The sequence below is a fragment of the Streptomyces sp. NBC_01335 genome (assembly GCF_035953295.1).
GTDB lineage: Bacteria > Actinomycetota > Actinomycetes > Streptomycetales > Streptomycetaceae > Streptomyces.
Genome location: NZ_CP108370.1, coordinates 808,049 through 829,349, shown reverse-complemented (window position 1 = coordinate 829,349; position 21,301 = coordinate 808,049). Strand labels below are relative to the sequence as shown.

11 protein-coding genes are annotated in these 21,301 nt (G+C 71.8%); 3 read left to right on the top strand and 8 right to left on the bottom strand.

Annotation, left to right across the window (positions count from 1 at the left end; genetic code table 11):
- Positions 1-80: 80 nt before the first annotated feature.
- The 6 genes from OG599_RS03215 to OG599_RS03190 form a co-directional block, all read right to left on the bottom strand.
- A complete protein-coding gene (locus tag OG599_RS03215; RefSeq protein WP_327174396.1) occupies positions 81-1,442 on the bottom strand; it encodes an NAD(P)/FAD-dependent oxidoreductase in 1,362 nt (453 codons plus the stop codon).
- Positions 1,443-1,661: 219 nt separating this feature from the next.
- A complete protein-coding gene (locus OG599_RS03210) occupies positions 1,662-5,924 on the bottom strand; it encodes a bifunctional nitrate reductase/sulfite reductase flavoprotein subunit alpha (protein ID WP_327174395.1) in 4,263 nt (1,420 codons plus the stop codon).
- Between the two features lie 241 nt (positions 5,925-6,165).
- A complete protein-coding gene (locus OG599_RS03205) occupies positions 6,166-7,947 on the bottom strand; it encodes an ABC transporter ATP-binding protein (protein ID WP_327174394.1) in 1,782 nt (593 codons plus the stop codon).
- A complete protein-coding gene (locus OG599_RS03200) occupies positions 7,944-9,878 on the bottom strand; it encodes an ABC transporter ATP-binding protein (RefSeq protein WP_327174393.1) in 1,935 nt (644 codons plus the stop codon). The genes OG599_RS03205 and OG599_RS03200 overlap by 4 nt, the downstream gene beginning before the upstream one ends.
- A 365-nt stretch (positions 9,879-10,243) precedes the next feature.
- The gene (locus OG599_RS03195; protein ID WP_327179910.1) at positions 10,244-13,186 is read right to left on the bottom strand and encodes an FAD-binding and (Fe-S)-binding domain-containing protein; all 2,943 of its coding nucleotides are present in this window, start codon (positions 13,184-13,186) and stop codon (positions 10,244-10,246) included.
- A gap of 115 nt (positions 13,187-13,301) precedes the next feature.
- Positions 13,302-13,745 (bottom strand): MarR family winged helix-turn-helix transcriptional regulator, encoded by a 444-nt coding sequence (locus tag OG599_RS03190; protein ID WP_327174392.1) that lies wholly within the window; start codon positions 13,743-13,745, stop codon positions 13,302-13,304.
- A gap of 216 nt (positions 13,746-13,961) precedes the next feature.
- On the opposite strand from OG599_RS03190, the gene OG599_RS03185 reads away from it, so the two are divergent.
- Together OG599_RS03185 and mltG are read left to right on the top strand one after the other, a co-directional pair.
- A complete protein-coding gene (locus tag OG599_RS03185; RefSeq protein WP_327174391.1) occupies positions 13,962-15,767 on the top strand; it encodes an ABC transporter ATP-binding protein in 1,806 nt (601 codons plus the stop codon).
- A gap of 239 nt (positions 15,768-16,006) precedes the next feature.
- Positions 16,007-16,867 (top strand): endolytic transglycosylase MltG, encoded by an 861-nt coding sequence (mltG, locus tag OG599_RS03180; protein ID WP_327179909.1) that lies wholly within the window; start codon positions 16,007-16,009, stop codon positions 16,865-16,867.
- A 69-nt stretch (positions 16,868-16,936) separates the two neighbouring features.
- Here the strand turns inward: mltG and OG599_RS03175 are convergent, their stop codons facing one another.
- Positions 16,937-18,073, bottom strand: a complete 1,137-nt coding sequence (locus OG599_RS03175; RefSeq protein ID WP_327174390.1) for an FAD-dependent oxidoreductase — start codon at positions 18,071-18,073, stop codon at positions 16,937-16,939.
- Positions 18,074-18,210: 137 nt separating this feature from the next.
- Here OG599_RS03175 and OG599_RS03170 point away from each other — a divergent pair, with 137 nt between their 5' ends.
- A complete protein-coding gene (locus OG599_RS03170) occupies positions 18,211-18,633 on the top strand; it encodes a YjbQ family protein (protein WP_327174389.1) in 423 nt (140 codons plus the stop codon).
- Positions 18,634-18,868: 235 nt separating this feature from the next.
- On the opposite strand, the gene OG599_RS03165 is transcribed toward OG599_RS03170, so the two are convergent.
- Positions 18,869-21,196: a chitobiase/beta-hexosaminidase C-terminal domain-containing protein gene (locus tag OG599_RS03165; RefSeq protein ID WP_442809372.1), complete on the bottom strand. Its 2,328-nt coding sequence runs from the start codon at positions 21,194-21,196 to the stop codon at positions 18,869-18,871.
- Positions 21,197-21,301: the final 105 nt, after the last annotated feature.

The following is a 21,301-nucleotide window of genomic DNA, read 5'->3' as shown; positions in this document are numbered from 1 at the left end:
CACGCCCGAGGGCGCCGCTGCACACCGGAGGGCGCCGCCCGGAGAACTCCCGGGCGACGCCCTCCCACAGCGTCGTGACGTCACTTCCGCTTCGCGGCGGACTCCGTACGCGCCACGAGTTCCTCGGGGCTCAGATAGGCGTCCGTGTACTCGAAGTCCCGCAGCGTCGCCGGCTTGCGCGCCTGGAAACCGGTACGGACGAAGTCGTCACCGGCGACCGCGTTCAGCAGCCAGTTGGTGAGCACCCGGGTCTTCGCGACGTTCGTCCGCAGCGCCGACCAGTGGTAGCCGCGCGCCACCGCCTGCGCGGGGATGCCCTGCAGCTCGATCCCGAGCGGCTTGGAGACCGCGTCCCGGCCACCGAGGTCCACGACCAGCCCCAGGTCCTTGTGGACGTACGGCTGGAGGGTGCCGCCGCGCAGGGACGCGAGGACGTTGTCGGCCACCACCCGGCCCTGGCGCATCGCGTGCTGCGCGGTCGGCGGGCAGACCGCCCCGTCGCCCTTCGCGAGATCGGGCACCGCCGCCGCGTCGCCCAGCGCGAACACCCCGTCGGCGCCCGGCAGCGCCATCTCCGGATTCACCGCCAGCCGGCCGCGTACGGTCTCCGCGCCCAGCGTGGCGATCAGCGGGCTCGCGGCCACCCCCGCCGTCCAGATCAGGGTGCGGCAGGGCAGCACCCGGCCGTCCGTGAAGGTGACCTCCTCCCGGCCCGCCTTAGCGATCGACACGCCCAGCGACACCTCGATGCCGCGCTTGCGCAGGATCTTCATGGCGCTGACACCGAGCTTGTCGCCCAGCTCCGGCATGAGCTTCGGCGCGATGTCGATCAGGTGCCACTTGATCAGCTTCGGGTCCAGCCGCGGGTAGTGCTTGACGGCGTTGGTCGTCAGCCGCTGCAGACAGGCAGCCGTCTCGGTCCCGGCGTACCCGCCGCCCACCACGACGAACTGGAGCCGCGAGGCGCGCTCCGCCTCGTCCTGGCTGGCGTCCGCGACGTCGAGCTGCTCGATGACGTGGTCCCGTACGTACGCGGCCTCGGCGAGCGTCTTCATGCCCCGGGCGTGGTCCAGCAGACCGGGGATGTCGAACGTCCGGGTCACACTTCCGGCGGCGAGCACGATGTAGTCGTACGGCTCGTTCACGATCTCGTCCGTGATCTTGCGGATCACGCAGATCTTCGCCTTGGTGTCCACGCCGATCGCCCCGCCCGGCACGATCCGGGTGCGGTGACGGCTGCTGCGCCGCAGCGAGACGGCCACCGACTGGGGGGTGAGCACGCCGGAGGCGACCTGCGGCAGAAGCGGCAGGTAGAGCTGGTACGAGAACGGGGTGACGAGCGTGATCTGCGCTTCTCCCGGCGAGAGCCGACGCTCCAGACGGCGCACGCACTCGACCCCGGCGAAGCCGGCGCCGACGACGAGAATCCTGGGTGGTGCCACGGTGTGCGTCCCTTCTCAGGCTTACGCGGTCGTGTCTCACCTGCCCCGAAGTCCGGGCGGGTCACCTCACATCCTCACCGCAGACCCCTGAACGCGCCTCCCGGCCCGCAGGACCGGGCCCACGGGCCCGACGGGCCACCGGAACCGGGCGCTACCCGAACGGGCCAACGACCGGGCCGACGACCAGTCCGGCCGCTCCCGGCACCCGCCCTGCGGCCGTCAGTACACGTCGCGGACGTACCGCTTCTCCGCCGCCAGGCGCCTGACCCAGGCGGCGGCCTCGTCGGTGTCCATGGAGCCGTGGGCGGCGACGATGTCCCGGAGCGCCCGGTCGACGTCCTTGGCCATGCGTCCGGCGTCCCCGCACACGTAGAAGTGCGCACCGTCCCTGAGCCACTGCCACAGGCGGGGGCCGTGCTCGCGCATCCGGTCCTGGACGTAGACCTTGTTGCGCTGGTCGCGGGAGAAGGCGAGGTCCAGGCGGTCGAGGTGGCCGGACGCCAGATGCGCCTCCAGGTCCTGGCGGTGGTAGAAGTCGGTGGCCCGGCGCTGCTCGCCGAAGAAGAGCCAGTTGGCGCCGGAGTGGCCGCGCGCCCGCCGTTCCTCCAGGAAGCCGATGAAGGGCGCCACCCCGGTGCCCGGGCCGACCATGATCATGGGGGTGGACGGGTCCGCGGGCGGGCGGAAGTGCGGAGAGCGCTGCACGAACACCTGCACCGGCCCGTCGTCGGCGTGGTCGGCGAGATAGGTGGAGCAGACGCCCTTGCGGTCGCGGCCGAGACGGTTGGCCCAGCGGACCACGGAGACGGTGAGGCGGACCTCCCCGGGGTGGGCCAGCGGGCTGGAGGAGATGGAGTACAGGCGGGGCTGGAGGCGCTTGAGCGCCCCGGCCCACTCGGCCGCCGACGCGCGGACCGGGAACTCGGCGACGACGTCGGCCGCCTGGCGACCCCAACTCCACTTGGCGAGGGCGTCCTTGTTGTCGGGGCGCAGCAGCCGCTTCAGTTCGTGGCTGTCGGTGCGTTCCGTCAGGAACCTCAACAGCCCGGTGCTGACACGGGAGATGTCCAACCGGGTGCGCAGCGCCTCCGCCAGCGCGAGCGGCCCGGCGTCGCCGAGGTCGACCGGCTCGTCGGGGTCGAGCCCGGTGAGGGTCAGCCATTCGGACGCGAGCCCCGCGCTGTTGGCCGGCCAGACGCCGAGGGCGTCCCCGGCGTCGTAGGCGAGTTCCCCGTCCCGGGTGTCGAAGGAGAACTGGCGCACCTCCTTGCCGGAACCGGGCAGGCTCAGCAGCCTGTTGCCGACCAGCAGGGTGGCGAACGGGGACGTCCTGGTGTAGCCCGCCGGTACGGGCACCGGCGTGGCGGGGGCGACGGGGTGCGCGGGGGCGACGGGGTGCGCGGTGCCGGGGCCGGCCGACGTGGACGCGGCCAGGGCGGTGAGCACCTGGCCGAGCCACTGCTCGGCCCGCTCCCCGAAGTCGGGTTCGCAGTCGGCGCGCGGGACGAGGCGGGCGGCCCCGAGGGCGGCGAACCGCTCGTCCAGCCGGCGGCCGTGGCCGCAGAAGTCGTCGTACGAGGAATCGCCCAGGGCGAGGACCGCGTACCGGACCCCCTCCAGCCGGACGGCCTCCTCCACGGCCAGGTCCTGCCAGAACCCGGCTCCGTTGTCCGGGGCTTCGCCGTCGCCGAAGGTGCTGGTGACCAGGAGGACGTCGGTCCCGGCGGTGAGGTGGGCCGGTGTCGCCTCCGCCATGGGGAGGAGCTCGGCGGTACGCCCCGCCAGGGCGAGGCGGGCGGCGGCACTCTGGGCGAACTCCTCGGCGTTGCCGGTCTGGGAGGCCCACAGGACGACCAGGCGGCGGGACGTCGCGACGGTGCCGGCGACGGGAGCCGCGGACGGGTCGGGAGTGCCGGCAGGAGTCGCGGTGCCGGCCGGCACCGCGGTGCCCGCTGACGCTGCGGCGTCGGCCGGTGGTGCGGTGCGGGAGAACATCCCCGCGAGGACGCCGTCGACCCAGAGGGCGTGGCCGGTGTCGAACGGCGCGTCCGGCGGCAGGACCGGAACGCCCCCGGCGGGCGGGGCGGCGGCGAGCCCGGAGAGGTAACCGGAGAGATAACGGCGCTCCGGCTCCGCCAGCGGGGGCGGAACGAGGTCCGGCAGCCCGAGCAGGGCGGCGAGCGCCTGGACGGGGGAGTGGGCCGGGGCGGCCGCGGCGGCGACCGGTACGGGCGCGGGGAGCGTGGTCACGGGTGTGGTCTCCGGTTCGATGCTCGGGCGGCCCGCCGGGACGGGGGCCGCCGTCCGGGCGAGGGTGACGGCGCAGACCTTGAACTCGGGCTGGAAGGAGAGCGGATCGACGGCGTCGTTGGTGACGGCGTTGACGCTGAGGTACTCGCCGAACAGATCGTTCCAGTGGAAGGGCGCGAACACGGTGCCCGGCATGACCCGGTCGGTGACCACCACGGGCAGGACGGCGCGCCCGCGACGGGAGGTGACCTCCAGATGGTCGCCCCCCGTCACCCCGAGGGACCGCGCGTCCTCGGGGTGGACCTCCACGAACGGCCCGGGATTCAGCTTGGTCAGCTTGGCGACCTTGCCGGTCTTGGTCAGCGTGTGCCACTGGTGCTGCAACCGGCCCGTGTTCAGGAGGAACGGGAAGTCGTCGTCCGGGAGTTCGGCCGCCGACAGGTGCGGACGGGCGAAGAAGCGGGCGCGTCCGCTCGCGGTGGGGAAGACCAGGCGGGGCCGGGTACCGTCCTCCCGTACCAACAAAGCCTGGCTGACACCGTCGTTGAGGTAACGCACCGGGTTGCGGTCCGGCCCGTCCGCGGCCGGCGCCGGCCACTGGACGGGGGTGGCGCGCAGCCGCTCGTAACTCACCCCGCGCAGGTCCCAGCCCGTCGCCGGGTTCCAGGCCTGCTTCAGCTCCTCGAACACCTCCTCGGCCGAGGAGTACGCGAACCCCTCGGCGAAACCCATCGCGCGGGCCACCCTGGCGATCAACTCCCAGTCGGGCAGAGCCTGTCCGGGCGGGTCGACGACGCCCTGGACGAGCGTGAGGTTCCGCTCCGAGTTGACCATGACCCCGTCGGACTCCGCCCACAGCGTCGCGGGCAGCACCACGTCCGCGTAGGCGTTGGTCTCGGTCTCGGCGAACACGTCCTGGGTGATGACCAGTTCGGCCGCCTCCAGACCTGCGATGACGGTCTTGCGGTTGGCCACCGAGGCGACCGGGTTGGTGCAGATGATCCAGCACGCCTTGATCTCACCGGCGGCCAGTTGCTCGAACATCTCCACCGTGCCGTGCCCGACTTCGGTACGGAGCGAGCCCTCGGGAATCCGCCACAGCCTCTCGACGAAGGCGCGCTCGGCGTCGACCAGCACCGACCGCTGACCGGGCAGCCCGGGGCCCATGTACCCCATCTCCCGCCCGCCCATGGCGTTGGGCTGCCCGGTCAGCGAGAACGGGCCGGAGCCGGGGCGGCATATCGCGCCGGTGGCGAGGTGCAGGTTGACCAGCGCGTTGGTGTTCCACGTCCCGTGGGTCGACTGGTTCAGTCCCATGGTCCAGCAGCTCATCCACTCGCCGGCTTCACCGATCCACCGCGCGGCCAGCCGGATGTCCTCCTCCGGGATGCCCGTGATCCCGGCGACCCTGTCCGGCGGCCAGTCCGCGAGGAAGGCGGGCATCTCCTCCCAGCCCTCGGTGAACCTGGCGATGAACTCCTCGTCGGTGTGCCCGTTCGCGACCAGCAGGTGCAACAGGCCGTTCAGCAGGGCGAGATCGGTTCCGGGCCGGATCCGCAGGAAGAGGTCGGCCTTGTCGGCGGTGGCGTTGCGGCGCGGGTCCACGACGATCAGCTTGGCGCCGGACGCCTTCACCCGGTCCATCATGCGCAGGAAGAGAATGGGGTGGCAGTCGGCCATGTTGGCACCGATGACGAAGAACGCGTCGGCGCGGTCGAAGTCCTGGTACGAGCCGGGCGGGCCGTCGGCGCCGAGCGACAGCTTGTAGCCGGTGCCCGCGGAGGCCATGCAGAGCCGGGAGTTGGACTCGATCCGGTTGGTACGGACGAAACCCTTGGCCAGCTTGTTCGCCAGGTACTGCGCCTCCAGGGACATCTGCCCGGAGACGTAGAAGGAGAGCGCGTCGGGACCGTGCTCGTCCAGGATCGCCCTCAGCCGCCCCGCCACCGAGGCGACGGCCTCGTCCACGTCCGTCTCGACCGGCTCGGCGCCCCGCTCGGCCCGCACCAGCGCCCTGCCCATCCGGCCGGGCGCCGCCATCAGGTCCGCGCTGGTCGCCCCCTTGGTGCAGAGCCTGCCCGCGTTGGCGGGGTGCGCCTTGTCCCCGGAGGCCCTGGCCACCCGGCGGCGGCCGTCGGCCGGGTCCCGTACCAGGTCGAGCACGATCCCGCAGCCGACGCCGCAGTACGAACAGACCGTACGGACGCTGCCGTCGTCCGAGCCAGATGCCACCGAACCCCCACCCCGCGGAGCGTGCCTTACCGGGCGGGACCCTCCGCCAAGGCGGTGATCCCGAGAACAGCACCGTAGGAAGGCCGAATTTCCGGACGGTGACGCGCCGGAGGCACGGGCGGTTACTCCCCGCGCACACGCCGGGGGCGAGAGGTGTGAGGCGGGCGGGGCGGGCGGCGGGGCGGGCGGCGGGCCGCGTCGAAGGCCCGGCCTCCGACGCGGCCCGGCAGGGGGCCCTCGCTCACCCGTGCCAGGACCGCCAGAGCGCCGCGTACGCGCCGCCCGCCGCGACCAGCTCGTCGTGGCTGCCGAGTTCGCTGATCCGGCCCTCCTCCACGACCGCGATCACGTCCGCGTCGTGCGCGGTGTGCAGCCGGTGCGCGATGGCCACGACCGTCCGGCCCTCGAGCACCCGGGCGAGCGAGCGCTCCAGATGCCGGGCCGCACGGGGGTCCAGCAGCGAGGTCGCCTCGTCGAGCACCAGGGTGTGCGGATCGGCCAGCACCAGCCGCGCCAGCGCGATCTGCTGGGCCTGCGCCGGAGTCAGTGCCAGGCCGCCCGAACCCACCTCGGTGTCCAGGCCGTCCGCCATCGCCCTCGCCCAGCCGTCCGCGTCCACCGCCGCCAGCGACGCCCACAGTTCGGCGTCCTCGGCGCCGCTCCGCGCCAGCAGAAGGTTGTCGCGGAGCGAACCGACGAACACGTGGTGCTCCTGGTTGACGAGCGCGACGTGCTCGCGCACGCGCTCCGCCGGCATCCGGGACAGCTCCGCGCCGCCCAGCGTCAGCTCACCCGTCCTCGGCGCGTAGATGCCCGCCAGCAGACGGCCCAGCGTGGATTTGCCCGCCCCCGACGGGCCGACCAGCGCGAGCCGGGTGCCCGGGGCCACGTTCAGCGACACCTCGTGCAGCACGTCCACCCCGGAGCGGTAACCGAAGCGCACCTCGTCCGCCCGGACCTCCCGGCCCTCGGGGCGGACCGACTCGTCGCCGGCTTCCGGCTCGATGTCGCGTACGCCCACCAGCCGCGCCAGCGACACCTGGGCCACCTGCAACTCGTCGTACCAGCGCAGGATCAGCCCCAGGGGATCGACCAGCATCTGCGCCAGCAGCGCGCCCGTCGTCAACTGCCCGACGGTGAGCCACCCCTCCAGCACGAACCAGCCGCCCAGCATCAGCACGCTGCCGAGAACCGTCACGTACGTCAGGTTGATGACCGGGAACAGCACCGAGCGCAGGAAGAGGGTGTACCGCTCCCATCGGATCCACTCCAGGACGCGCCGCTCCGACAGCGCCACCCGGCGCGCGCCGAGCCGGTGGGCCTCCACGGTCCGCCCCGCGTCCACGGTCTCCGCGAGCATCGCCGCCACCGCCGCGTACCCGGCGGACTCCGAGCGGTACGCGGATGGGGCGCGCCGGAAGTACCAGCGGCAGCCCGTGAGCAGCAGCGGCAGCGCCACCAGGACCGCGAGCGCCAGCGGCGGAGCGGTCACCGTGAGCGCGCCGATCAGCAGTCCGGACCAGACCACCCCGATGGCGAGCTGCGGCACGGCCTCGCGCATGGCGTTCGCCAACCGGTCGACGTCCGTGGTGATCCGGGAGAGCAGATCACCCGTGCCCGCGCGCTCCAGAACCCCCGGGGGCAGACCAACCGCCCGCACGAGGAAGTCCTCGCGCAGGTCGGCGAGCATCTCCTCGCCGAGCATCGCGCTGCGCAGCCCCATCGTCCGGGTGAAGAACGTCTGGACCACCAGGGCGACCACGAAGATCACCACCGTGCGTTCCAGGTGCAGGTCGGCGGCCCCGTCCGCGAGGTCCTCCACCAGCCCGCCGAGCAGGTACGGACCGACGACGGAGGCGATCACCGCGACCGCGTTGGCGGCGACGAGCACGGCGAAAGCAGTGCGGTGACGTCGCAGCAGGTCCCGGACGTAGGCGCGCACGGTCGCGGCCGATCCCACCGGCAGAGTGGTGGACGTCGTCGGTGCGGCCGGGTCGTACGTCGGTGGTGCGAGGCCGATCATGCCCTCTCCTCGATCTCTCCGGCTTCCCGGAGGCTGTTCAGCTCGTCGACGGCGCTGTCCGTCCCGGACCCGTGCGCGGGCCCGGTCCGTACGCCCGCCGTCGCCGCCGTCTCCTCCTCGGTCTCCCGGGTGACGACCGAGCGGTAGAGCGGTTCGGTGAGCAGGAGTTCGCGGTGTTCCCCGGCCGCGACGACCGTCCCGCCGTGGACCAGCACGACCCGGTCGGCGAGGTCCAGCAGCAGAGGCGACGAGGAGAACGTCACGGTCGTCCGGCCCCGGCGCAGTTCCTTGATCCCGGCGCCGACACGGGCCTCCGTGTGGGAGTCGACGGCCGAGGTCGGCTCGTCGAGGACGAGGACATCGGGGTCGGTGACCAGGGAACGGGCCAGCGCGAGCCGCTGCCGCTGTCCGCCGGAGAGCGAACGGCCGCGCTCGGTGATGTGGGTCCCCATCGGGTCGCCGTCCGCGTCGACGGACGCCTGGGCGAGCGCGGCCAGCACGTCGGCGCACTGGGCCGCCGCCAGCGCGTCCTCGGCGTGTACCGCTCCCGACGCCGGTACGTCGAGCAACTCCCGCAGCGTGCCGGAGAGCAGCACCGGTTCCTTGTCCTGGACCAGGACGGCGGTACGCGCCCGCTCCAGCGGCAGCTCGTCCAGCGCGACCCCGCCCAGCAGCACCGACGGCGGGGCCGGTGGCAGCACGTTCCCGTCCGACGCGCTGTCCGGCTTCTCGCCCGACGCGCTGTCCGGCTTCTCGCCCGGCGCCGCGTCGGCCGGAGCGTGGCCGCCGAGGCGTTCGGCCAGCCGGCCGGCCTCGTCGGGGTCGCCGCAGACCACCGCGGTGAGGAGGCCCTCGGGGGCCAGCAGCCCGGTGACCGGGTCGTACAGATCGCCGGAGGGGATGGCCGCGCCGGCATCCACGGCGGGGGGACGGGCATCCCGGCGCAACGCCAGCACCCGGACCGCGCGCCGCGCGGAGGGGCGGGAGAAGGAGTAGGCCATGGCGATCTCGGTGAACTGGCGCATCGGGTACAGCAGCAGCACCGCCGAGTTGAACACGGTGACCAGCTGCCCCACCCGGATCTCGCCGTCCCGGGCGAGCCCGGCCCCGTACCCGACCAGCGCGATCAGCAGCGCGCCGGGCAGCAGCACCTGGACCGCCGAGATCAGCGACCACATACGGGCGTTGTGCACGGCCGCGCGGCGGACCTCCTGGGAGGCGCGGCGGTAGCGGTCGAGGAACAGGTCCTCGCCGCCGATGCCGCGCAGCACCCGCAGCCCCGCGACGGTGTCCGACGCCAGCTCGGTGGCCTTGCCGGCCTTCTCCCGCTGGAGATCGGCCCGCTTGGTCGCCCGGGGCAGCAACGGCAGCACCGCCAGGGCGAGTACGGGTACGGAGAGCGCCACCAGGACGCCCAGCGACGGCAGGTAGACCACCAGTCCGACGCAGATCAGCACGAGGGCCGCCGCGGCGGCGACGAACCGGGAGAGCGCCTCGACGAACCACCCGATCTTCTCGACGTCGGCGGTCGACACGGAGACCACCTCGCCCGCGGCCACCCGCCGCGTCAGCGCCGAACCGAGTTCGGCGGTCCGCCGCGCGAGGAGTTGCTGCACCCGGGCGGCGGCGGTGATCCAGTTGGTGACGGCGGCGCGGTGGAGCATGGTGTCGCCGAGCGCGATGGCGATGCCGAGGAGCAGGATCATGCCCCCGGAGAGCACGAGCCGGTCGCCGGAACGGTCGATGACGGCCTGGACCGCGAGTCCGGTCGCCAGTGGCAGCCCGGCGAGGGCCAGTTGGTGGAACAGTCCCCAGGAGAGCGCCTTGAGCTGGCCCTTGAGCTGGTTGCGGCCGATCCAGAGGAGGAAGCGAGGGCCGGACCGGACATCAGGATCGCCGGGGTCCCGGTACGGAAGATCACGAATCTGCATGAGGTCCCAAGCATCGGAAGGACGGAGTCCACCGGCGACGGGCCACAGGCCGTCCAGCCGGGACGGCCTTGACCGAAGTGGTGAAGGGCAAACAGCAAAGGGCTGGCCCGTCATCCGTGGTGGACCAGTGTGCGGCGTCAGATGCGGTGCATCGCAGGGCGGAGGAGCGTCCGCATACTGGATGTATGCGGATGTTCCGACAACGCGGCGAGGTGCCGTAGCTGTCGTCGCACACCCACCAGGGATGACGGGCCAGCCCTAAGGTTTGCCTTTCCTGCCGTTCCGGGCAAATGATTTTCCGTGGATCGGCGGCATTTCTCCTCAAAGCCGCATGGCCGGACCTTCGACAACCCGGCCAGGGCGCGTCAGCCGGACGGGCGCGTCGCCCGTTCCAACTCCGTCATGACGGAGCGGTAGGGGTGCCCGGTGGCCCGGGTCATGCCGATCTCGCACATCCGGTTGGCCGAGAGATGGGCGTCGTGGTCACGGGAGTCGACCTCGGCTGCCTCCTTGGCCGTCGCCGAATCGGTCAGCTCCTTGTGCAGCATCCCGCGGTCGCCGGCGAACCCGCAGCACTTCGCGTCGTCCGGCAGGAACACCTCCTGGGCGCACGCCCCGGCGAGCGTACGCAGCCGGTCCACCACGTCCAGATGCTCCATCGAGCACGTCGGGTGGACGACGGCCGACTCGGCCCTGCGCTCCACCGTGAGACGGGGGAGCAGTTCGTCGGCCGCCCAGACGAGGGAGTCCACCACCGTCAGTTCCCGGTGCAGGGCGCGGTTGTCCTCGGTGAGGTACGGGACGACCTCCCGCGCGATGCCGAGGGTGCACGAGGTGGCGTCGACCACCAGCGGCAGGGCGCCGCCGCCGGTCCAGCCCCACGCCGCCTCCACGATCCGGTTGGCCATCACGGCGTTGGCCGCGTCGTACCCCTTGGAGTGCCAGATCGTCGCGCAGCAGGTCCCGGCGGTGTCGTCCGGGATCCACACCGGCCTGCCCGCGCGGGCGGAGAGGGCGACGACGGAGTGCGCCAGAGACGGCTCCAGGTCCCCCTCGGGGCCGGCGAAGATACGGTTCACGCACGCCGGGAAGTAGACCGCGTGCGCCCCGGGGCGCACGGTGGGCGGGAGCCTGCGAGAGGCCGCCGGCGGGATCTCCGGCAGCCACTCGGGCACCAGGTCGGGGCGGACCGCCTTACGGGCGAGCCGGGTCACCGCCGTCAGCAGCGGGTCCCGCACCCGGTCGCCGAGCCGGTCCGCCGCGGCCACGGCGAGCCGGGCGGCCGACTCCACCAACCGGAAATGCCGCGCGGTGAGCGTCGCGATCCGTTCCTCGCGGGGCGAATGCCGCAGCGAGCGGAAGCCCTTCATCATCGCGCCGGTGTCGATGCCGACCGGGCACGCCAGCATGCAGGTGGAGTCGCCCGCACAGGTGTCGACCGCGTCGTAGCCGTACGCGTCGAGCAGCGCGTCCTCGACGGGGGAGCCGTCCGGCTGGCGCAGCATCTCCCGCCGCAGCACGATCCGCTGGCGCGGCGTGGTGGTGAGGTCCTGGCTGGGGCAGGTGGGTTCGCAGAAACCGCACTCGATGCACGGGTCCGCGACCGCCTCCACGGAGGGGATCGTCTTCAGGCCGCGCAGATGCGCGCGGGGATCACGGTCGAGGACCACGCGGGGGGCGAGCACCCCGTCCGGATCGATCAGCCGCTTCGTCCGCCACATCAGCTCCGTCGCCCGCGGGCCCCATTCGCGCTCCAGGAAGGGGGCGATGTTGCGGCCGGTGGCGTGCTCGGCCTTCAGCGAACCGTCGAACCGGTCGACCACCAGCGTGCAGAACGCGTCCATGAACGCGGCGTACCGCTCGACGTCGGCGGCGACGCCCGCGTCGAACGCCAGGAGGAAGTGGAGGTTGCCGTGGGCCGCGTGACCCGCCACCGCCGCGTCGAAGCCGTGGCGCGCCTGGAGCTCCAGCAGGGCCTCGCAGGCCTCCGCCAGCCGGGACGGCGGGACCGCGAAGTCCTCCGTGATCAGCGTCGTGCCCGAGGGGCGCGAGCCCCCGACGGCGGTGACGAACGCCTTGCGGGCCTTCCAGTACCCGTTGATCGTCCCCGCGTCCCGGGTGAACGCGTTGGTGACCGACGCGGCCGGAGCGACGAGGGAGAGCCCCGCCACCACCTCGGCCGCCGCCCGCTCGTACGCCTCCTGCCCCGCCTCGTCCGGGGCCCGGAACTCGACGAGCAGGGCCGCCGTCTCCCGGGGGAGAGCGGCCCAGTCGGCCGGTACGCCCCGCACGCTGACCGAGGCGCGCAGGGTGTTGCCGTCCATCAGTTCCACGGCGAGGGCGCCGGCCGCGTTGAACAGCGGCACGGCGGCGGCAGCGGCGGTCAGCGAGGGAAAGAAGAGGAGCGCCGTGGAGGTCCGCCGGTCGAGCGGCAGCGTGTCGAAGACGACCTCCGAGAGGAAACCGAAGGTGCCCTCGGAACCGACCATCAGCCCGCGCAGGATCTCCACCGGCGTCGCGCCGTCCAGGAACGCGTCCAGGCGGTAGCCGTTGGTGTTCTTGATCTCGTACTTGGCGCGGATGCGGGCGGTCAGCGCCGCGTCCGCCTCGATCTCCGCCTTCAGCGCCATCAGGCCCTCGCAGAGGCCGGGCTCCGCGTGCGCGAGGAGTTCGCCGGCGGCCGGGTCGGCCGTGTCGACCATCGTGCCGCCCGGCAGGACGAAGGAGAGCGAGGAGACCGTCCGGTAGGAGTTCCGGGTGGTGCCGGCGGTCATCCCGGAGGCGTTGTTGGCGACGACTCCGCCGACCGTGCAGGCGATCGCGCTGGCCGGGTCGGGGCCGAGCACCCGGCCGTACCGGGCGAGGGTGGCGTTGGCCCGGGCGATGGTGGTGCCGGGGCGGATCCTGGCCCGCGCGCCGCCGTCCAGCACCGTCACCCCGCTCCAGTGCCGGCGCACGTCGACGAGGATGTCCTCGCCCTGGGCCTGGCCGTTCAGGCTGGTGCCGGCGGCCCGGAAGACGACGTTCCGGCCCCTGCCGTGCGCGTACGACAGCACCGCCGAGACGTCGTCGACGTCCTCGGCGACGACCACGACCCGGGGCAGGAAGCGGTACGGACTGGCGTCGGAGGCGTACTTCACCAGGTCGGAGACCTTCCAGAACACCTTCCCCGCGCCCAGCAGGGCGACCAGCTCCGAGCGCAGCGGCTCCGGGGTGCCCGCCGCGCTCCGGTCGGACACGCGGTCGGGGGCCGCCTCGCGCGCCCGGCCCGGACGGAGGGCTTCCGGCTTCGGCTCCAGCAGCGGCAACGTGGGCAACGGTCGCTTCTGCGGCGACTGCGACTGCGGCGGCTGTGGCGTCTGCGGCATCTCGGCATCCCCTCGGGCGGCCGGACGCGGTCCTCCCGCGGCCGGGTGCGGCGGCTCAGCAGTGGCGCCCCGGCAGTCCGTCGACCAGGGCGGCCAGCAGCCCGCCGAGCACCTCGCGCTGTTCGGCGGTCAACGGAGCCAGGATCTCCTCCGCGGCGGCTCGGCGCGCGTCGCGCATCTCTCCGAGCGTGGCCCGCCCCTTGTCGGTGATCTCGATGCGCACCACGCGCCGGTTCGCCGGATCGGGGGCCCTGCGCACCCGCTCGCCCGTCTCCAGGCCGTCCACCAGGCTGGTCACCGCGCGCGGGACGACGTCCAGCCGCTGCGCGAGATCGGCCATCCGGGGCGGGGCGTCGTACTGCGCGACCGCGCGCAGCAGACGGAACTGCGCGGGCGTGATGCCGATCGGCTCCAGCTGGCGGCTCTGGATGCGGTGGAGCCGGCGGGTGAGCCGCAGGAGCTGTTCGGCGAGGTGGCCGTCGGAATCGGGGGAGTCCATGCCGGAACAATATCAGGACCAGGTTCATTGTGAGTGTAGGTAACAGTGAGGTACGCTCTTCACGGTTCGGATCGCCCGACCCCCTCCGGGGGACGGGCGGGGCCGGACCGCTGTCCCGACGTGTACCGGTGCGCAGTGCTCCCGCGGGCCCGCCCGCCAGGACACCGCGCGGGCCGCCCGGCCCTCCGCAGTGCCGCAGCCCCCATGAAGGAGCACATGAAACCCGACGGACCCACCTGGACGCCCCCACCCAAGGACGGCACGCAGCCGCCCCCCGAGGTGCGCCGCATCCTCCGCCTCTTCCTCCCCTACCGCGGCCGTCTCGCGCTGGTCGGGCTGCTGGTCGGCGCCTCCTCCCTGGTGTCGGTCGCCTCCCCCTTCCTGCTCCGCGAGATCCTCGACACCGCCATACCGCAGGGGCGCACCGGCCTGCTCACCCTGCTGGCGCTCGGGATGATCGCCACCGCCGTGATGAACAGCGTCTTCGGGGTCCTCCAGACCCTGATCTCCACCACGGTCGGCCAGCGCGTCATGCACGACCTGCGCACCGGCGTCTACACCCAGCTCCAGCGGATGCCGCTGGCCTTCTTCACCAGGACCCGCAGCGGCGAGGTGCAGTCCCGCATCGCCAACGACATCGGCGGGATGCAGGCGACCGTCACCTCCACCGCCACCTCCCTGGTCTCGAACCTCACCGCCGTCGTCGCCACCGTCGTCGCGATGGTCGCGCTCGACTGGCGGCTCACCCTCGTCTCGCTGCTCCTGCTGCCCGTCTTCGTCTGGATCAGCCGCCGCGTCGGACGGGAGCGGAAGAAGATCACCACGCAGCGGCAGCGGCAGATGGCCGCGATGGCGGCGACCGTCACCGAGTCCCTCTCCGTCAGCGGCATCCTGCTCGGCCGCACGATGGGACGCTCGGACTCGCTGGTCAAGGGCTTCGCCGAGGAGTCGGAACAACTCGTCGACCTCGAAGTCCGCGCCAACATGGCGGGACGCTGGCGGATGTCGACGATCGGCATCGTCATGGCCGCCATGCCCGCCGTCATCTACTGGGCCGCCGGCCTGACCCTGAACTCCGGCAGCACGGCCGTCTCCATCGGCACGCTCGTCGCCTTCGTCTCGCTCCAGCAGGGGCTCTTCCGGCCCGCGGTGAGCCTGCTCGCGACCGGCGTCCAGATGCAGACCTCCCTGGCGCTCTTCCAGCGCATCTTCGAGTACCTGGATCTCAAGGTCGACATCACCGAGCCCGCGAGCCCCGTCAGCCTGGACCGCATCCGCGGAGAGGTCGCCTTCGAGCACGTCGGCTTCGGCTACGACGAGAAGAGCGGACCCACCCTCGACGACATCGACGTGAAGGTGCCCGCGGGCGGCAGCCTGGCGGTGGTCGGCCCCACCGGGTCCGGCAAGTCCACGCTGAGCTACCTCGTACCCCGGCTGTACGACGTCACATCCGGCCGGGTGACGATCGACGGGGTCGACGTCCGGGACCTCGACTTCGACTCCCTCGCGAGGGCGGTCGGCGTGGTCTCGCAGGAGACCTACCTCTTCCACGCCTCGGTCGCCGAGAACCTCCGGTTCGCCAAGCCCGACGCCACCGACGAGGAGATCGAGGCGGCGGCGCGCGCCGCACAGATCCACGACCACATCGCCTCGCTCCCCGACGGGTACGACACCCTCGTCGGCGAGCGCGGCCACCGCTTCTCCGGCGGTGAGAAACAGCGCCTCGCCATCGCCCGTACGATCCTGCGCGACCCCCCGATCCTGGTGCTCGACGAGGCGACCAGCGCCCTCGACACCCGTACGGAACACGCCGTGCAGGAGGCGATCGACGCGCTCTCGGCCGGTCGCACCACGCTCACCATCGCCCACCGCCTCTCCACCATCCGGGACGCGGACCAGATCGTCGTACTGGAGGGCGGCCGCACGGTCGAGCGGGGCACGCACGAGGAGCTCCTCGCGCAGGACGGCCGCTACGCCGCGCTCATCCGCCGGGACACCCGCCTGGAGCCCGCCGCGGGGTGACGGCCGGCGGACCGGCTGCCTCGGGCCCTGGCTGCTCCGGGATCCCCCTGCCGGCATTCCCGGTCCGGTTTTCCTCGCCGGTTCTTCTCGTCGGGTTTTCTCGTCGGGTTTTCTCATGGGGTTTTCTCGTCGGGATGTGCCCGCTCGTCACCCGGCCGCAGGGTTCCTGGGTGTCGAGCGTCGTTCCCGCAGATCCGACGCATTTGTACGGTTATCGTGCCCGCATGGTGCGTGCCCGCATGGTGAACGAGCCCGATGCCCTCCACTACCGCCGGAGGCTGCGCCCCACGCGGCGGGGCAAGGTACTGCTGCTCCTCGGGGGTGCGCTCGTGGCCGCCGCCACGGTCGCGGCCCCCCTGCTGGTACCGCGGGGCGCACCCGAGGCGGGGGCCGAGGAGACCGCGTCCCTGGTGATCCCCGAGGGATGGCGGGCGAAGCAGATCTACGCGGCCGTCGACCAAGCGCTCGGCGTCCCCCCGGGCACCACCGAGAAGGCCGTGCCCGGGGCGCACCTTCCCCTGCCCGAAGCCGCGCACGGCAATCCGGAGGGGTACCTGTTCCCCGCGACCTACCCCGTCCGCCCCGGCACGACCCCCCGGAGTCTGCTCCGCTACATGGTGGACACGGCGTCCCAGAGGTTCGGCGGCGACCGGATCACCGACGGAGCACTGCACCACCACATCTCCGTCTACCAGACGGTGACGCTCGCCAGCGTCATCCAGGCGGAAGCGGACACCGCCTCCGACATGGGGAAGGTGGGCCGGGTCGTCTACAACCGCCTGCACCAGGACATGCCGCTGCAGATGGATTCGACGCTCAACTACGCTCTCAGGCGCTCCACGCTGGACACCACCACCGAGGACACCCGGATCGACAGCCCCTACAACACCTACCGCCGCAAGGGTCTCCCTCCCACTCCGATCGGCAACCCCGGCGAACAGGCGATGAGGGCCGCCATCGGCCCCACGGCGGGCTCGTGGCTGTACTTCGTGACGGTCGGGCCGGGGGACACCCGCTTCAGCGAGGACTACGAGGCGCACCGCCACAACGTCGCCGAGTTCAACCGGAACCGGAAGAACGCGGCCGTAGGCCGTTTCTGACGCAGGGACGCAGGGACGCAGGGACGCGGAGCGCGGGCCGCTCGGGACCGTTCGGACCGCTCGGACGGTTCAGGCCGGGGATGGTGCCGGCACACGGGCGGCCACCGACGCGGCGGAGGTCTCCGCCAGCAGCCGCATGACCGAGCGCACCGCGCTACGCCCGGCGCGGTTGGCGCCGATGGTGCTGGCGGAAGGGCCGTAGCCGACCAGATGGACGCGCCCGTCCCGCACCGCCCGCGTGTCCTCCACCCGAATACCGCCGCCGGGCTCCCGCAGCCTCAACGGAGCCAAGTGGTCGACGGCGGGCCGGAATCCGGTCGCCCAGAGGATCACGTCGGCGTCGATCGGGGCGATCCGTCCGTCGTTCCAGGTCACCCCCGTCGGGGTGATGCGGTCGAACATCGGCAGCCGGTCGAGTATCCCGCGCGCCCGCGCCTCGCGGACGGCCTCGTTGAGGGGCAGACCGGTCACGCTCACCACACTCCGGGGCGCCAGCCCTTGGCGTACCCGCTCCTCCACCAACGCGACGGCGGCGCGCCCCTGTTCGGCCCCGAACGGGCCCTCGCGGAAGACGGGTTCGCGCCGGGTCACCCAGTACGTGGCCGCCGCGACGTCGGCGATCTCCATCAGATGCTGCGTACCGGAGGCGCCACCGCCGACCACCACCACCCGCAGCCCGGCGAACTCGTCCGGTCCCGGGTAGCCGGCCGTGTGGAGCTGCCGCCCGAGGAACGTCTCCTGCCCCGGATAACGGGGCCAGAACGGCCGGTCCCACGTGCCGGTCGCGTTGATCAGCGCCCGCGTCGCGTACGTCCCCTCGGACGTCTCGACCAGCAGCCGCCCTCCGCTCCCCCCTCCGGCCGCTTCCCTGACCGCCCTGACATCCACCGGCCGGTGCACCCGGAGCCCGAAGTCGCGCTCGTACGCGTCGAAGTACGCGCCGATCACCTCGGAGGAGGGCCGATCCGGGTCGGCGCCGGTCAGCTCCATGCCCGGCAGCGAGTGCATCCCGTGTACCTTGCCGTACGTCAGCGAGGGCCAGCGGAACTGCCAGGCGCCACCCGGACGCGGTGCGTGGTCGAGAACCACGAAGTCGCGGTCCGGCTCGCCACCGGCCCGCGCCAGGTGGTACGCGGCGGCCAGCCCGGCCTGCCCCGCGCCGATCACCACCACGTCCGCTTCCCGCACCGCCCCAGAATCGTTCACGCTTCTACCAACTCCGGAAGCGCGGCGCCTCTTCCCGGGCGGGCTTCACCTTCCTCCGCAGGGCCTGCTCGCCGTGGGTGCCTCGGACCGGGCGTTCCGGACTGGGCGTCCCGCGGCCGGGGCGGGAAGATGGCGGCATGCCTGATTCCTTCACCACGCACGTCCTGCACCTCACCACCGGGCGGACGGAGACGGTCACCGACCTGACCGGCGACTGCGAGCAGTTCCTGTCCCGTGCCGCCGCCGGCCGGGACGGCCTGCTCAACATCTTCGTTCCCCACGCGACGGCCGGGATCGCCGTCCTGGAGACCGGAGCCGGCAGCGACGACGACCTGCTCGCGACCCTGCACACCCTGCTCCCCGCCGACGACCGCTGGCAGCACCGCCACGGCACCCCCGGCCACGGCCGCGACCACGTCCTCCCCGCCCTCGTCCCGCCCCACGCCACCCTGCCGGTGATCGCGGGCCGCCTGGAGCTGGGGACCTGGCAGTCGGTGTGCCTGGTGGACACGAACGTCGACAACGCGGACCGGCAGGTGCGATTGTCGTTTCTCATGTAGAGCTACGTGTGAGGCAATTTCCCGAGAAGCCGCAGGCAATTCGGCTGCAATTCGGTTGTCACTCATCGTGCACGGATCACTCACCCCGCGCCCCAACCGGCCGGTGTCCGCGCAGCACCTTGCCGTCCACGACGACAACCAGCGCCTGGCTCCCGGTGGCGTCGCATCCTGCAAACACCGGAGCCCCTCGCAACCGCGAGGAGCCCCGGCCCACTTTTCACGTCAGGTCATTGCCTCAAGGGTAGGCGACCACATTGCTGGGAGTGGTGTTCGAGGCGGTCACCGCCCCCGCGTCGTTGATGACGTGGGTGATGGTGCCCACGCCGCCGAGTGAGACCGTCAGAGCGTTGTGGAACTTCACGCCGGGAGTGTTGGGCACTTCGAAGGCGTGGTAGCTGTTCACCGCGGGGTTGACGTTGAAGTAGCAGTAGCTGCCGAGTCCCCATGCCTCGTGGGTGGTGACGCCCGCGCCCACCTTGTAAGCGGCATATCCGTTGACCCCTGCCGCGCTCATCCACGCGCCCTGATTGGGCACGTCGTACGGCATCTCGTTCTGGAAGAAGATCGTCTTGCCGTTCTGGCCGTTCCAGACAACCTCGTGCTTCTGGTAGTGCTCGACGAAGAGACCGGTCGCCAGAACGCTGCTGCCGTTGACGATCACGCCGGTGTCCGCCGTGTTGGTCGTCCAGCCGAAGGTTCCCGCATTGCCGTGGTCGGCCCGCCAGGCCCAGATATGGTCGATGATCGCGTTGTTGCTGTTGACGATCAGGCTGGTCGTCGCCTTGCCGGCGATCTGGCCACCGATCCGGAAGAACACGTCCTGGATGGTCGTCGGGTTGCCCGCGTGGCTCGCGGACGATCCGGACGGGCCGATGGTCAGCAGCGCCGCCGAGTTGGTGGTTCCGGCGTCGATCAGCAGGCCCTTGAGGCGGACTCCGTCCACGTCGGCGACCTGGATCGCGTTGACGCCGTTGTCCGGGACGAAGGTCGGGTAGCCGATGCCGAAGACGACCGTGTTGGGCCGGGTGATGTTCAGCGTCTGGTTCAGGTGGTAGACGCCCGGCGTGACGAACAGGTTGCAGCCCTGAGAAAGGGCGTTGTTGATGGTCGCGGCAGTGTCGCCGGCCTTGACCACGTAGAACTGGCTCATCGGCTGAGAGGTGCCGGGAGTGCTGCCGTTCGCCCAGCTCGCCCCCGATGCGTTGGTGCGCAGCGACGGCAGGAACACTCGGTATTTTCCGGCGCCGTCGACGTACAGATACGGCACGTCACGGGAGACCGGGGTGGTGGCCAAGGTGGTTTCGGGCGGGTTGGGGAAGGTGTTCGCGGGAGCACCGGCGGTGCCGGAGAAGACCATGTTCCACACGCCGCCGGCCCAGCTGCCCACGTTACTGTCCCGGGTGTACCACTGCTGCTGCGAGATGGACGCCGCCTGGCCGCTGACTTTGGTGTCGGCGATGTAGCCGCCGCTCGCCCAGCCGTAACTGGCCGGGTAGAGCTGCAGGTCGCCGCGGACGTCGATCCGGCGGAACGGGGCCGCCTGGGCCACGGCCCAACGGTTCCCGCCCACCGGATTGATGGCCAGATTCTCGGCCGAGCGCCAGAAGTTCTGCGTCGCGTTGCCCGCGTCCGAGGCGTTGAAGGCGTCCACGGTGACGTGTCCGTTGATTGTCACGTCGCCCGGATTCTGCCCGAGACCCGCCACCGAGGTGTAGTAGCCGACATTGTCGTCGACGGCGTACGTACCCGGCTTGAAGAGCTGTGCCACCCGGTTCTCGCTGAACTGCGCGGAGGCGGTGTCCTTCATCTGGGCGAACTGCGCGTCGAGCTGCGCCTGAATGGTGGCACTGGACATGCTCGGGTCGTAGATGTGGACGTTCGGGCCGAAGTTCGGCGTGTCCGACTGGGTGGGGCAGCTCGCCGATGCGCCGATCGTGTAAGTCGCACTGGCGACGGCGGAGTCGGCGAGTCCGGACTTGATGGCGATGGCCTTGATGGTGGCAGTGGCCGTGACACTGATCGGCGCGCTGTACAGAGTGGACGCCGCGGTGGGGGTGGAGCCGTCACGCGTGTAGCGGATGCTCGCGCCCGCGGTCGCGTCGGCGAGCGTCACGCTCTGGGCCGATGCGTAGGTGCCCGCTGCGGGAGTGAAGGTGGGTGTGGCAACAGTGCCGGTTCCACCGCCGCCCTGGGTGTACGTGAAGTGGGGCGTGTCGTACTGCGGCCCGCTCTTCTCGTAGGTGAACCAGTACTCCAGGACCGTTCCGTTGGCGAGCGAGCCGACGGTCTGGGTCCACGTGCCCGCATTGTTGGTCATACGGACGTTCTGTTGGTTGGCGCTGTTGACCAGGTAGTGCACATCGACGTAGACCGCGGACGTGGTCGGTGTGAACGAGATCTGAGCTTGCGTGGAGCTCAGTTGAGTGACGCTCTGGGTGTAGTCAGGCGCGGCTGCCGAGGCGGGAGCGGCGCTCTGATCGAGGCCGAGCAGCCCGACGAGCGCGAGTAGGAGCGCACTCAGCAGAGCGATGACGCGGTGCTTCGGACCTGGCAGGGATCTCATGCGGCCGGGCGGGACGGTAGTGCGCATGGGTGGGAGTCCTTTCACCTGGTTTCGTGAAGTGAACACCGGAGCAACGCGGAAGACAGGGTGCAGACGGTCTCGACA